Source organism: Aquimarina rubra, assembly GCF_042684305.1.
Classification (GTDB): domain Bacteria; phylum Bacteroidota; class Bacteroidia; order Flavobacteriales; family Flavobacteriaceae; genus Aquimarina; species Aquimarina rubra.
Window position 1 is genome coordinate 2090574 of sequence record NZ_JBHULE010000019.1, and the last position, 14546, is coordinate 2105119.

Below are 14546 nucleotides of genomic sequence, written 5' to 3' on the forward strand. Positions count from 1 at the left end.
GGTTTTTATTGTTTGCTATTGCTTAGGGCATAATTATAGTTATTCCTAAGAAGGGTGTTTTTTGGATTTATCCCCAAACCTTTCTTACCTGCATCTATTGCTTTTTTCCATTGCTTAATTGCATTGAATGAGGCACATAGATTATTGTATAGGTTATCTGACGTAGGGTGTTTTGTTATTCCTTCTTTAGCAAAAATTATACATTTGTTAAAAAGTCCGTAGTTATAATATGCTAATGTTATGTTGAGATAGTTGGCTTCACTAGGATTAGCTTCTAAAGATTTGGTAAGTTCATCAATTTTACTTTTTCTAGATAATACATCTTGTAGATTGTTTTTTGCTAATTGAAAATTTGGATTTAATTCTATTGCCCGATCACAAGCTAAAACTGCCTTGTCAAAATTGCCTAAAAGATTTTGTGCGATACAAATATTGTTATATGCTGCTGCAAAGTCTTTGTTTAGCTTTAATGCTTTTTCTGCGGCAAGTATACATTTTTGATAAAGACCGTTTTGATAATATTTTAAACTTAGGTCTAGATATTTTTCAGGGGTTGGGTTTTTTAGTATTTCGAGTTCTTCCAGATCTAGTTTGCCTATTTTTTGTACACTAGCCAATAGAAATGATTGCGCTTTTTGATTGTCTTTATCAATTAATAATGTATTCTGTGCAAGTTTATTCAGTTCATTCCAATTTTCCAGCTCTAAATAATTTTCCATCAATAGTAGTCTGGTTGGTATATGATTTGGTGATATCTCCAATGACCTATTTAACTTGCTTATTGCCTCTTTGTTTCTTTGGTTTTCGCTAAAATAACGTCCGTAATAGAACCATGAACTATGAAATCCTGGGCCATATTTTATAGAGTTTTCGAAATATTTTTCAGCCTCCTTTTTATTGCCTTTAGCGTTATTCAGTATACCAAGGTTTATATGAAGCGTATGATAATTGGGTGTATACTTTAATGCTTTTATGAAGTATTCTTCCGCAATTTGGTATTCACCCTTTGCCATTTTTGTCAATCCATAGTTCATTAATCCTCTTCCATTTTTCGGGCTTTTTATGGTCACATCCTTCCAAAGACTTTCTTCGTCGTGCCAAACAATATTTCTTTGGTATGTCCCAAAACCATATAATATGAGTAAAGTGGAAATGATAACAACAGCATATTTAATATCAAATTTATATCTTTTTTTAAGGTTTTCGATTAAAAGCCAGATAGAATACCCTACAGCTAGAGTTAATCCAATATATGGAAAAAACATTCTATGGTCATTCATTACTTCTGCTAATGGAATGAAACTCGATGTAGGTGCCAGTGCAATAAAAAACCACAATATTCCAAATGTGATTGGATAGTAGCTTTTCTTTTTGAAAGTTAAAATTGCGATTACGATTAGAATTATTAGGAAAAATATGCCAAAGAAAAACTTAAAAGACCATATATTTTCCAGTAATGTCCAATCGGTATCAGCACTTAGATGTATTGGTAAAAAGAGACTTCCAAAATAATAGAAAATTACATAAGGTTGTGTAATTAGATATCTAAAGGTTTCTGATGAACCAGTGCTAAAAGAGTTTGGAGTCATATAACCCTGAAAAATATAGAGCGCTGCACAAACTATAATAGAGGGTGAGGAAACTTTTATAACTCTAAGTAACTTCGATTTTTTAGAGAATTCGATAATGTGTCTAAAGCTAATCTCTTCTTCAAAAAATCCAACGTAGATCACAAATAATGGAGCAAACATTATTGCAGTGGGTTTCGATAACGCACCAATTATTACAGGGATCAAATACAAATAATATTTTTTACAAGTTTTTGAATATTGATAGAGAACAAATGCAAGTATTACAAAAAAAGTAGATTGCAAGTCTGAACGTGCAATGATGTAATTAATAGTTTCTGCCATTGCGGGATGAATCATATACCAAACTGTAATCGCACCAGCAATATAGAAATTGAACTTGTCTTTATTGGATATATTGAGAATTCTAAAAGCGAAAAAGAAGAGAAGTACTCCTTGAATTAAAAATAGAATAAAAGAACTCAAATGAAAGTAAAACAAATCGTATCCATTACCTAACCAATAATCAATTGCCAATGAAGTAGTAAGTACCGGTCTATAAGCTTGATTCTGGGGTAATGAACTTATGGTGGTTCCGTCTGTAAAGAAACTCGGAATATTTTTTAGACTTCTGATATTTGGGTTTTCGACAATGGTGTGCATATCATCAAAATGAAATGCATTATCAAAATGATTAAGGTAAGTAATTGTTGTTACGATAACCATTATAATTAGGAAATACAGCGTTTTCTTTTTTGGTATTTGATTCATTGAGTATTTATATTGCTACTAATGTAAATTTAAAGCTTTTGTGACCAGAGTCAAATTTTACTCTCTAAAATATAGAAAACCCTGTCAAAGTAGTTAATCTTTCTAAGGCATACATGCCTAACTCAGAATTTCCTTTTGGATTAAGAGGAGGACTCCATGCAGTTACTGCATAATAACCAGGGTGAATAGCTGCTATTCCGCCACCAACACCACTTTTTCCTGGTAAACCTACTCTGAAGCTAAATTCTCCTGCTTCATCATAAAAACCGCAAGTCTGCATAATAGCATTAATACGTTTTACTTTTCTTGAAGAAATTATTTGAACATCATCTGATAAGGTTTTTCCTGAGTTTGCATATATCATAAAAGCAGTTGCCAATTCTTTACAAGACATTTCTACAGAACATTGATAAATATATAGATCTAAAATAGTTTCTATATCATTTTTTATATTGCCAAAAGACTTCATTAGATTTAATAAAGAAGCATTTCGATAACTATATTTTTTTTCAGATTCAAAAACTTTTGGGTTAATAGTAATGGAGGTATTGCCAGTAATTTTGTGAATAAATTCTAAGAATTTTTGTTTGGGATTTTCTAATATGGAAACCAATACATCAGCAATAACCAAAGCACCTGCATTGATTAAAGGGTTTCTGGGAATACCATGTTCATATTCTAATTGAATTAAAGAATTAAATGGATCTCCGGATGGTTCTACATCTACTCTGTCAAATAATTCATCATTTAATACCGACATGGCTAGAGTCAAAGAGAATACTTTAGAAATACTTTGTATAGAAAAACGTTCATTCTCATCACCAAAACCATAATGACCTGAGTTAATACAGTATAAGTGCATCCCTAATTTGTTAGGATCAATCTTTGCCAACTCCGGAATATAAGTAGCTACTTTTCCGGTACTTGTTTTGTTTAATGTTTCGGCTTTGATTGTATCGAGGATTTTCTGGTATTCCATATATCGTTTAATTTAATTGAGATAGAGAGCTTCCTGATACTATTTCGTATGGATTTTTGTTTTGTTCAAAAATCCTAGCAGATAAAGTACCTTTTAATATAATATCGTCCTGATGGATTCTCAACCAACTTCCTTCTCTGAGTCCAACTACAGGTTGTGGATTTATTGTATGAAACTCCTTAATGCGTGTTTCTCGGGTCTCACCTTTATGCGTAGAATTGGGATCAGGATCCAGATAATGCGCATTGATATTAAAGGGCATAATCCCTAAAGTTTTATAGCTAGGTGGTTGAACTATCGGCATATCATTAGTGGTTTGCATAGTCAGGCCACATATATTGCTTCCGGCACTGGTGCCTAAATAAGGTGTGCCTAATTCTATTGCGTTTTTAAGGGGTTGCAGAACTTTGTTACGATACAATTGATCTACTAAAAGAAAGGTGTTTCCTCCACCTGTAAAAATTCCCTGTGTGTTTTTAAATGCCTCTGTGATATCAGAAAACATATGAATACCTAGTACTCTTTTATTGATTTTCTTAAAGATATTATTAACTCCGATAGTATATTCATCTAATGAAATTCCTCCTGGACGGGCATAAGGAATAAAAAGTATTTCATTAGTGTCTGTATAAAGCTCAATTAAAGCCTCAAATAAGTATTCTAAAGGACCGCTACCGTGAATAGTGGAAGTGCTGGCGATTATACAGTTTTGCATAAGGTTGTTTTTTAGTAAAGGTAGTTTAACGTTTTCTTATAAAGAAATCTTCTCAGCATATTGAAAAAATGTAGTATCTTCAATAAAAACAAATTTAATCCGGCTTACTATGAAAATGAAATTATCCTTACTTTTTATATGCTGCGCACTTAGTTTTTCTTTTGCACAGATTACCTCCAGAGTTATGATTGATGGTCGCATTAGTGCACCAATAGGTGATGATGTAGAAGGTGTGGTAGTATATAATCTTACAACCAAAAAGGGTACTATTACAGATAGTCAAGGTAATTTTAGAATAAGCGTCGGCACCAACGATAAGCTGGAAGTAATAGCCATGCAATATCAAAAATTTGTGGTATTGATTGATAAAGGGGTATTGGATAATAGAAGGTTGAATATTTTTTTAAATGAATCGGTAAATCTTCTGGAAGAAGTAATCGTTACACCTTATGATTTATTAGGAAACGTTTCTATTGATGTAAAAAAAATTGATGTCTCTGAAAGTGGAATTGATGAAGTGGCTAAACTTACTTCAGACAGAATTAATGACACGGATTACGATTGGACACCTGATGAACTTTCTGAATTAGAAAACAAAGTGTTTCTGGAAGACAGGATGATTTATGGACTAAATTTCGTCAATCTTTTTAAAGTTGTATTTCAAAATAAGGATAAAAGCAAGGATAAGACTTCTGCGGATATAGATGTTAAGGTGAGAAATATATATAATGACGAATTTTTTAAAACAAATCTAGCGCTGGAAATAGATCAGATTAATGATTTTATATTTTTTGCAGAAGAGAATGGGCTCAATAAATCATATTTAGAAGAAGGGAATGAGTTGAATTTGATAGAATTCCTGGTTTCTCAAAGCAAAGCTTATAAGCAACGACAATAATACTGTGGATATTTTTTCGCAACACCTGAGATCGACTTTCGTCTTTTTCCATATAATGATATGACGAAGTTTAAAGATCGTTTATTAAAATGCTAATGGTTTAACTCTCCTTTGGATTTTAGTCATAAAACTAATTCAGTCTATGACTAGAGGGCTACCAATTATATTTTTTCTTTTCGGTTTAAGTAATGTTTCTGGGCAATCACAACGATTAAAAGGAAGGATCATTGCTGATTCTTTAGAAGGTTTTGCGATTAATATTGTAAACTACACCAAGAAAATAGGTGCTACTAATGACCAAATCGGTTATTTCGAAATCCCTTCAGAAGTAAATGATTCTATTATTTTTTCATCTGTTCAATATGAGGTGATTTCTATAATAGTTTCTGAGAATGATCTAAATAATGATGATTTTGAGATACAATTACATCCGGTTATTCAAAAACTTGACCAGGTTAATATAAGTACCGTCAGCCTTTCTGGAAATATAGATAAAGACACGAAGTATATAGAAATTAAACCTTTTGTAAATAATAAAAGTTTAGGCTTACCATTTAGGGATATAAAACAGCCAACACAAATAGAAAGAAAAATTTATACTGCAAAATCAGGTATTATTGATCGACCCATCAATTACTTAAATGGAACATTAAAAAAATTAAAACGAATAAAAGCACTTCAAGATTTAGATAGGCTGATTCAAAAAGGAGAAGCCTCATTTAGTTTGACTTTTTTTACAAAAGATTTGGGATTACCAGAAAACCTTATCTCTGATTTTATGTATTACTGCGCAGAAGATAAGTACTTTGAAAACTTATTGGAAAACACAAAAAGGCTATCATTGCTGGAATTCTTTCAGGAAAAAGCAAAACTTTATAAAAAGTACAAAGAAATTGATTAGCAATATGACAATTTTGTAGAATAGGATGCTTTTGGCATAATATTTTATGTCAAAATAGTACATTTACGAGCTTTTATATTTTAATAGATGAAGAAATCACTTTTAATTTTACCAATACTTCTGGTTGTTCTAAGTTCCTTTAGTACCCTACATAAGTTTTATGTGAGTGTAACTCAAATAGAATATAACGAGGAGCAAAAGTCATTACAGATAATCTCCAGAATATTTATTGATGATATAGAAGAAGTACTGAGACAACGATATGACGAAACCATAGAGTTGATTTCAGAAAAAGAAGAAGCCAAAGTAGATCAGTACTTAAGCAAATATTTAAGCCAGAAATTAAGTATTACTGTAAATGGTCAGCAAGTTGCTTTTAATTTTATTGGTAAAGAATACGATAACGATCTTGTTTTGTGTTATCTCGAAGTAGAAAATGTACCTTCTCTAGAAACAATAACGGTCACCAACCAAGCTTTAATGGATTTCTTTGAAGAACAACAAAACATTATTCACGTAAAAAAAGGGAAAAAACGTAAAAGTCTCATCTTACAAAAAGAAAGGGATAAGGGCATGTTAAAGTTTAGTGAATAAATGACTAAACTTTTAAAAAACAACTATTTTGCAATTTATTACTTAACACAATTACACTCTAATGAAAAAAATACTTTTTATTCTTTCAGTTACATTCCTTGTTTCTGGATTGTATGCACAGGACAAAGATAATACCGAAAAAACTCGTGAGCTAGGGCATACCAATCAAAACAAGTTTAAGCAGATGTATGATGAGTTCGCTACTCCTAATATGTACAGAACTGCTTCTGGAGCGCCTGGATCGGCTTATTATCAGCAACAGGCAGACTATAAAATGGATATAGAGCTTGATGATAAAAACAAAAAGCTTACTGGTAAAGAAACAATCACTTACACAAACAACTCTCCTGATAATTTAGAGTTTTTATGGGTGCAACTAGATCAGAATATGCGATCCAGAAAGTCAAAAACTCCATTAATTCAACCTGGAGGAGTAAATGCAGCGGATGCGCCAAATCAATTTGTAGGAAAATATTTAGGAGAGCCTTTTGATGGTGGATTTAATATAACCGCAGTGAAGGATGCAGTAGGTAAACCTTTACAGTATACTATAAACGGTACAATGATGCGAGTAGAGATGCCAAAGCATTTAGCATCTGGAGCAAAATTTGTATTCTCTATTGATTGGTGGTATAATATTAATGATCACGTTAACGGTAGAGGTAGATCCGGGTATGAAGAGTTTGAAGATGGAAACAGAGCATATGTAATTGCGCAGTTCTATCCAAGAATGGCGGTATATAATGATGTAGAAGGTTGGCAAAATCATCAGTTTTGGGGTAGAGGTGAGTTTGCACTTCCGTTCGGAGATTTTGATGTGAATATTACAGTTCCTTCGGATCATATATTGGATGCTACAGGAGTGCTGTTAAATAGAAAAGAAGTATTTACTAAGGAGATGATGAATCGTTATGAGAAAGCAAAAAAGTCATACGATGAGCCGGTAGTTATAGTAACTCAAAAAGAAGCTGAAGCTAAAGAGAAAACATTTGCCGAAAGTAAAAAGACTTGGAAGCTTAGTGCTAAAAATGTAAGAGACTTTGGATTTGCGACTTCCAGAAGATTTATCTGGGATATGATGGCTGTTAAAATTGGAGGAAAAGATGTAATGGCTGTTTCTATGTATCCTAAAGAAGGAAATCCACTATGGGAAGACTGGTCTACAAAAGCAGTGGCTAGTACTTTAAAATCTTATAGTAGAATGACTTTTGATTATCCTTATCATAAGGCTATTTCTGTTCATGCTAAGAATCAAGGTATGGAATATCCTATGATTTGCTGGAACTACGGAAGACCAGACAAAGAAGGGAAGTTTAGCGACCGCACTAAATTTGGAATGATGAGTGTAATTATACACGAAGTAGGACACAATTTTTTCCCTATGATTGTTAATAGTGATGAGCGTCAGTGGACTTGGATGGATGAAGGGCTTAATACTTTTGTGCAGTACGTAGCCGAGCAAGATTTTGGAGAGTGGTATCCCGATGCAATAGCTCCGCTAAAAAAATACCCTTCAAGAAGAGGTCCTGCAGCTAAAATTGTTCCTTACATGAGTGGAGATCAAAGTTTTATTTCTCCAATTATGTCACAATCTAATAATATCTATCAATTTGGTTCTAATGCCTATTCTAAACCTGCTACCGGATTAAATATACTTAGAGAAACAATAATGGGTAGAGATTTGTTTGATTATTCATTCAGAACATATTCTCAGAGATGGATGTTTAAACATCCAACACCAGAAGATTTCTTTAGAACTATGGAAGATGCCTCTGCTGTAGATTTAGATTGGTTCTGGAGAGGATGGTTTTATACTACGGATTATACAGATATCGGGGTAAAAGATGTTAAGAAATATGTAGTTTCTAAAGAGCCAAATCAGAGAGCTAAAGATTTTGCTGCAGCAAGAGGAGCTAAGATTGAAGATTTTGGTCCTTTAGTATTTATGGTAGAAGAAGGTAGCGAAGAATATGAAACCATCAAGAAGAATGGTAATATCATTGAGGATGCTAAAACCTTGAAAGAATATTTAATTGATAATTTTTCGGTGGAAGAAAGAGAAGTTCTTAAAGAACCAAAATATTTCTATGAAGTAACATTCGAAAAACCAGGAGGATTAGTAATGCCACTGATAGTAGAGTATACCTACGAAGATGGGACTTCTGAAACAGTAACATATCCGGCAGAAATCTGGAGAAAGAATGATGATGCTGTAAAAAGAGCAATCGCATCAGAAAAAGCAATTTCTAAGATTGTGGTTGATCCTAATCAGGAAACGGCGGATATAGATACCTCTAATAATAGCTGGCCTCAGAATAAAAAGCTTGGTAAGTTCGATAAATTTAAAAACAAAGTAAAAGGTCAATAAGTTAAAAAAAACCTTAAATCATAAGTAAAAGCCGTTCGTGATTGCGAACGGCTTTTTTCTGTACATTATTGTAGTTATATTTGCATCATTATGATAGCATTGCCATTATTCATCAGCGGAACCGAAATCGCCTTTATAGTTTTTATATTGGTTATGGTTTTTGGTGCAGATAAAATACCTGAAATCGCTAGAGGTCTGGGTAAAGGAATGCGTATCGTAAAAGATGCTACAAATGATATCAAATCAGAAATAACCAAGAGTGCAGAAAAGCATGGGATTGATACCGATATACCCTCTTCTATTACTACAGATATCAAAAAAGAAATAAATCAGGTAAAAGATGATATCGAGGAAATTACGGGTCCTGTAAAACGTAAATTCTAATTCCTACCTAGTAAATTTTATCATTTCTATAAAATAAGCACTAGTTATTTGTGTATTCTGTAAACAAACTTACCTTTTTTTAAGTTAATTTTATTCTGTAGTCTTTTTCTGTAAAACCCTTATAAACATTAGCATTTGACACTATTTTATGGTCTTATGCAAGCATAGTAACGTTAATTTTTTTAAGATTTCTTCAAAATAATGTGTTAATATTTAGATTTTATTTAATAAATTAGTGCTGAAATTAACTAAATGATAATTATTTGATGTTTTTAAGAAAACAACCCTCTTAAAAAAATCAATAACACACAAACTCATTAATCTTATACTAAAATGAAAAAAATTATTCCTCTGATTTTAGGGCTGTTCCTTGTCCTGTCATGTTCTCAAGAAGACTCAACCGACATTATCGACGAAAACTCAGAATCCCAAAAAATTCTTTCTATTGAAGAAATCAATTCTTTTATAGAAACACAACTGAAGCAAAAGGGAGATTTAGATTGGACCAATGATGCTTCTGCACAGATGTTATATAGTGCTGTGATGCATGGAGGTGAAGTACTAACTATCGGTTTTGGTGAAAAAGGAGAAAGCTTTATTGATGGGACTCAACGATCCTCACGATTAAATACTATTATTGAAAATATATATAGTACGATTCAGGATAGTGAAGGAGTTACACGTTCTGGATTTCAAGTAGCAGAAGACGGATTATTAAATGTTTTAGATGTTCGGGTAACGAACATGGAGACAATTATAGAGTTAAAGGCAATGGATAATATTAGATATCTGGAACCAAATGGATATGGGTTTTATCTGCAAGAAGAAGTACAACAAAAATCAGCCGGATGTAGTCAAAGCGGCCAATCTATTAATAGTGGAGATTATAGCGTGATCTCTCCTAATGCAAGATTACCCTGGAACTTCAAAAAGCATAATATAGATGATGCGTGGAGTCTTAGCACCGGAGCTGGTATTACAGTAGGACTTATAGATACAGGAATATCTGCAAATCAAAATCTTTTAGGAAGCGGATTTAATGATGGTGCTTCTAATGGTAGATCTGTACAACGTTATGGAACATTTATAGATTCTCCTTGGTGGTGGTCCAATAATGTAGATGGACCAAATGATAGATGTGGTCACGGAACTCAGATGGCATCAGCCTTAGCATCTCCGCGTAATAATGATTTTATGCCGGTTGGAGTAGCTTATAATGCGAATTTGGTTGCTTATAGAGGAACAGAAGACGTAGTTTTAAACGATTATCACGAGCGAAAAGGAGTAAGTAATGCATTAAAAGCATTAGGAAATAGAAGTGATGTAAAAATAATCTCGATGTCTATTGGATATCCTTGGTCTATCGGTAATGTAAAGGATGCTGTAAAATATGCATATGGTAAAGGAAAAATGATTATGGCTGCCGGTGGAACTTCTACCACATTCACAAACTGGTATGGTGTTATATTTCCTGCTAGTATGAGCGAAACTGTTGCGGTAACAGGATTAAAAGATAATGGATACAATCGATGTGATATTTGCCACGATGGTAGTAAAATTGACTTTACCATCATTATGCAAAGAGCTAGTAATACCAGTAGAACAGTACCTGTTCTAGGTTTTAACAATGGTGCTCAATCTTACGTTGGTGGATCTTCTGTAGCAACAGCTATGACAGCAGGTATTGCAGCATTAGTATGGTCTCGTAATCCAAATATGTCCAGAGCGCAAGTGTTGGATAAATTAAAAAGAGCAGGAGAATTTTATCCTAACCGTAACAGTAAATTTGGTTATGGTAATATCGATGCGCTTAAAGCTGTACAATAGTAAATGAATTAGCAATTGTAGTTACTAATATATGTTAGAAGTGGAATCTAAATCGAATAGATTCCACTTTTTTTTATAATACTCGGCTAATCGTTAAACCATCTCTAATAGGCAATAAAACGGTTTCAACTCGATTATCTTCTGCCAATAGTTTGTTATATGCTAAAAGTGCTTTAGTGGAAATATCATCTTCTGCAACTTCTTCAATTACTTTTCCACTCCAAAGAACATTATCAGATAAAATAATACCACCCGGATTCATTTTATGAATAATTAACTCGAAGTATTTAGAATAATTCGGTTTGTCTGCATCAATAAAAACTAAGTCAAATTTTATATCCATATTTGGTATGATCTCAGTTGCATCACCAACATGCTGATATATTTGACGACCATATGGAGAAAGATCAAAATATTTGCGCTGAAAATCTTCTAACTCCTCATTGATATCAATGGTATGTAGGACACCAGCTTTCTGCATTCCTTCTGCCAGGCATAAAGCCGAATAACCTGTATAGGTACCTATTTCCAGAATATTTTTGGGATTAATTAATTTAGAAAGCATGCTCAAAACACGACCTTGATAAGGACCGCTAAGCATACGTGGTTGTAATATCTTTTGATAGGTTTCTCTAGTCAGCTGTTGTAGTAATTCCGGTTCTTTTTCGGTATGGTTTACTACGTAAGTGTCTAGTGCTTCTGGTATGAAGTGCATAAGTGTTGCTTTTTTGCAAATCTAGTATTTTAATTAATACAATCTGATGCTGTTGATCGATCCGAAGGATATTGGTATGAAGCTTTGATATGTCTAAAATAAAACAAAAAAGAAGATGCAATTTCTGTTTTAGAATTTATTGTAAAAGATAAGTAAAACTACAATTTTAAAGAGGCAAACGTTTTATTAAAAAAATTGCAGTGATTTAAATAAACTACTGCAATTTTTACTTTCTATAGAATGTTTTAACTTTTGTTTTTAAAAATGAATTAGCAAGGTGCACAAAACCAGTCCGGTCCCGGAAAAATAATTTGGCCACATTCGCCTGGTCCGCAAGGAGGGCAATGTCCACCGTTAACGTTTTTTTGAACTTCTTTACTAATTGTTTTTACACCGTCTAATTTTTTTAATTTTTTCATTAGAATATGAGTTTAAGATGATATTGTATACCTGAACATTTAAAGACACGCAGGATATATGTCTGTTTGTTTTTGTATCTATTGGTTTTTGTACGCTAGTAAGATACTAAAATCAGGGTAATTTCCCCACTATTTTAGAAGCAATTTTAAAAGATTATATAATCTCGACTGTAATCTGTATTTTTGAATCAAAACTCAAAAATGCAATTCGAGAATAGTAGAGAATTTGCTAAGAAATTAGACGAGCAAGATCCTTTAAAATCTTATAGAGATCAGTTTCTTTTTCCTAAAGTGAATAACAAACAAGTGATATATTTTACGGGAAATTCCTTAGGACTTCAACCTAAAAACACTAAGAAGTATGTAGATGAAGTAATGAAGGATTGGGCAGAACTTGCTGTAGAAGGACATTTTTATGCAGATAAACCTTGGTGGGATTATCACGAGCGTATGGCCAAGCCATTAAGCAAAATAGTAGGAGCTAAACCTTCAGAAATTACTGTGATGAATACGCTTACAGTGAATCTTCACTTATTAATGGTTTCTTTCTATAGACCCAAGGGAAAACGATATAAAATCATTTGCGAAGAAAAAGCTTTTCCCAGTGATCAATATATGTTGCAGAGTCAGGTTCGATTTCACGGATATGACCCGAATGATGCTATTGTAGAAATCAAAAAACGGAAAGATGAACATAATTTTAGGATAGAAGATATATTGTCTACGATCCAATCAGTAGGAGAGGAGTGTGCTTTAATCTTAATAGGTGGAGTCAATTATTACACTGGTCAGGTTTTTGACATGAAAACCATCACCAAAGCCGGACATGATATTGGGGCTTTTGTAGGTTGGGATCTTGCACACGGAGCTGGTAATATTGAATTGAATCTGCATGATTGGGATGTGGATTTCGCATCCTGGTGTAGTTATAAATATATGAATAGCGGTCCGGGAAATGCTTCGGGATGTTTTATTCATGAGCGATTTCATGATAAAACAAACATCCCTCGCTTCGAAGGATGGTGGGGAACAAAAAGAGAATCCAGATTTTTAATGAAGCCGGAGTTCGAACCCATGCCTAATGCCGATGCGTGGCAATTAAGTAATGCTCCGATTTTGTCTTTAGCACCGTACCTGGCATCATTAGAATTATTTGATGAAGTGGGAATGGAAGCTTTGATAAAAAAGCGAAATATAATTGTTGCATATCTAGAGTTTGTACTAAAAGAAATTGATGCTGAGGTAGACAGTACTTTTGAGATTATCACTCCATCGAGTCAAGAAGAAAGGGGGACACAACTATCTGTTTTTCTTCACGGAGAAGGCAGGAAGTTGTTTGATTATTTAATGAAAAATGGAGTAATTACAGATTGGAGAGAACCTAATGTAATCAGATTAGCGCCTGCACCTTTTTATTGTTCCTATGAGGATATGTATGAGTTTGGTCAGATTTTGAAACAAGGAATTTTAGACAAGAACTCCAAATAACATACTACCCTAGCTCCTTTATATAAGTAGATGGTGAAACACCGGTGTGTTTTCTAAATTGTTTGCAGAAATAAGATGGGTCATTGAATCCGCATTGGTATAAAACTTCTGATATTGAAGTGCTTTTATTCTCAAAATGTTCCTGAGCCTTTTTAATTCTGAATTCATTTAGAAAACTAATAAAGCTCCTATTTGTAGCCGATTTGAACATTCTACAAAATGAATTCGTAGTCAATCCTAATTGTTTAGCAATGGTTTTTGATTCAATTTTTTGAGCATAGTTTCTATTTACATAATCAAAAACCTTTGATATCCTAGGTAAAGCTGTTTTGTCAATTTCAAGATAGTTAGACTTTACAATAGGCCTTTTATAATTAGAAATAGAGAGATGATGTAGTATATACATAAAGTTTAATAATTTCTCTATGTTATTCTGGTTTGAAAGTTTTAAAAAAGAATCGGACAGTTTTTCTTTAGTTTCTTCAGGGAAAATACAACCTTTTGGTGATTTTTGAATGAATTCCAGTATACTATAGAACTCTGGAAAATGTTTTAATTTTTCTTTGATAAAGCTTTCATTAAATTGAATAACAACTTCTACGTTATCTTCGAAATCTTTATTGCCAAACGGCATATGAGGCATATTTGGTCCGAGAAAAATCAGTAATCCATCTCGATATTTTTCAATATTTGATTCTACCTGAACAATTCCATTGCCGTTTTTTATAAAAACTATTTCATATTCTGGATGCAGATGCCAATTCACCTCATTGCAAAGCGAATCTTTAGTATAACTTTCTATTTTTAGGGATTTGGATTGTTCCAGATAAATCTGTTCATATGAAGGCTTCATATAACAAAATTATCATTTTTATATGATTAATTTTATTATTATGAATAAATCACTTTAGTATTAGAA

13 protein-coding genes are annotated in these 14546 nt (G+C 32.9%); 7 read left to right on the plus strand and 6 right to left on the minus strand.

Annotated elements, in window-relative coordinates:
- Positions 1-5: 5 nt before the first annotated feature.
- The 3 genes from ACFSR1_RS17790 to pepE form a co-directional block, all read right to left on the minus strand.
- Positions 6-2339 (minus strand): tetratricopeptide repeat protein, encoded by a 2334-nt coding sequence (locus ACFSR1_RS17790; protein ID WP_378294361.1) that lies wholly within the window; start codon positions 2337-2339, stop codon positions 6-8.
- Positions 2340-2403: 64 nt separating this feature from the next.
- On the minus strand, positions 2404-3318 hold the full coding sequence (locus ACFSR1_RS17795) for a glutaminase (RefSeq protein ID WP_378294362.1): 915 nt from the start codon (positions 3316-3318) through the stop codon (positions 2404-2406).
- A 7-nt stretch (positions 3319-3325) separates the two neighbouring features.
- Positions 3326-4033: a dipeptidase PepE gene (pepE, locus tag ACFSR1_RS17800; RefSeq protein WP_378294363.1), complete on the minus strand. Its 708-nt coding sequence runs from the start codon at positions 4031-4033 to the stop codon at positions 3326-3328.
- 109 nt (positions 4034-4142) lie between these two features.
- Here pepE and ACFSR1_RS17805 point away from each other — a divergent pair, with 109 nt between their 5' ends.
- The 6 genes from ACFSR1_RS17805 to ACFSR1_RS17830 all read left to right on the plus strand — a co-directional run bounded on the left by ACFSR1_RS17805 (position 4143) and on the right by ACFSR1_RS17830 (position 11005).
- On the plus strand, positions 4143-4931 hold the full coding sequence (locus tag ACFSR1_RS17805; protein ID WP_378294364.1) for a carboxypeptidase-like regulatory domain-containing protein: 789 nt from the start codon (positions 4143-4145) through the stop codon (positions 4929-4931).
- 142 nt (positions 4932-5073) lie between these two features.
- Positions 5074-5832 (plus strand): hypothetical protein, encoded by a 759-nt coding sequence (locus ACFSR1_RS17810; protein ID WP_378294365.1) that lies wholly within the window; start codon positions 5074-5076, stop codon positions 5830-5832.
- Positions 5833-5919: 87 nt separating this feature from the next.
- Positions 5920-6426 (plus strand): DUF6702 family protein, encoded by a 507-nt coding sequence (locus ACFSR1_RS17815; RefSeq protein ID WP_378294366.1) that lies wholly within the window; start codon positions 5920-5922, stop codon positions 6424-6426.
- Positions 6427-6487: 61 nt separating this feature from the next.
- Positions 6488-8794, plus strand: coding sequence for a M1 family metallopeptidase (locus ACFSR1_RS17820; protein WP_378294367.1), 2307 nt, complete (start codon positions 6488-6490; stop codon positions 8792-8794).
- A 90-nt stretch (positions 8795-8884) separates the two neighbouring features.
- On the plus strand, positions 8885-9178 hold the full coding sequence (locus tag ACFSR1_RS17825) for a Sec-independent protein translocase subunit TatA/TatB (protein ID WP_378294368.1): 294 nt from the start codon (positions 8885-8887) through the stop codon (positions 9176-9178).
- A 333-nt stretch (positions 9179-9511) separates the two neighbouring features.
- On the plus strand, positions 9512-11005 hold the full coding sequence (locus tag ACFSR1_RS17830) for a S8 family peptidase (RefSeq protein ID WP_378294369.1): 1494 nt from the start codon (positions 9512-9514) through the stop codon (positions 11003-11005).
- A gap of 73 nt (positions 11006-11078) precedes the next feature.
- Here ACFSR1_RS17830 and ACFSR1_RS17835 read toward each other — a convergent pair whose 3' ends face one another.
- Both ACFSR1_RS17835 and ACFSR1_RS17840 read right to left on the minus strand, forming a co-directional pair.
- The gene (locus tag ACFSR1_RS17835) at positions 11079-11720 is read right to left on the minus strand and encodes an O-methyltransferase (RefSeq protein WP_378294370.1); all 642 of its coding nucleotides are present in this window, start codon (positions 11718-11720) and stop codon (positions 11079-11081) included.
- A 269-nt stretch (positions 11721-11989) separates the two neighbouring features.
- A complete protein-coding gene (locus tag ACFSR1_RS17840) occupies positions 11990-12139 on the minus strand; it encodes a hypothetical protein (protein WP_378294371.1) in 150 nt (49 codons plus the stop codon).
- Positions 12140-12340: 201 nt separating this feature from the next.
- On the opposite strand from ACFSR1_RS17840, the gene kynU reads away from it, so the two are divergent.
- Positions 12341-13627: a kynureninase gene (gene kynU, locus ACFSR1_RS17845; protein ID WP_378294372.1), complete on the plus strand. Its 1287-nt coding sequence runs from the start codon at positions 12341-12343 to the stop codon at positions 13625-13627.
- Between the two features lie 4 nt (positions 13628-13631).
- Here the strand turns inward: kynU and ACFSR1_RS17850 are convergent, their stop codons facing one another.
- Positions 13632-14480, minus strand: coding sequence for an AraC family transcriptional regulator (locus tag ACFSR1_RS17850; RefSeq protein WP_378294373.1), 849 nt, complete (start codon positions 14478-14480; stop codon positions 13632-13634).
- Positions 14481-14546 lie beyond the last annotated feature (66 nt).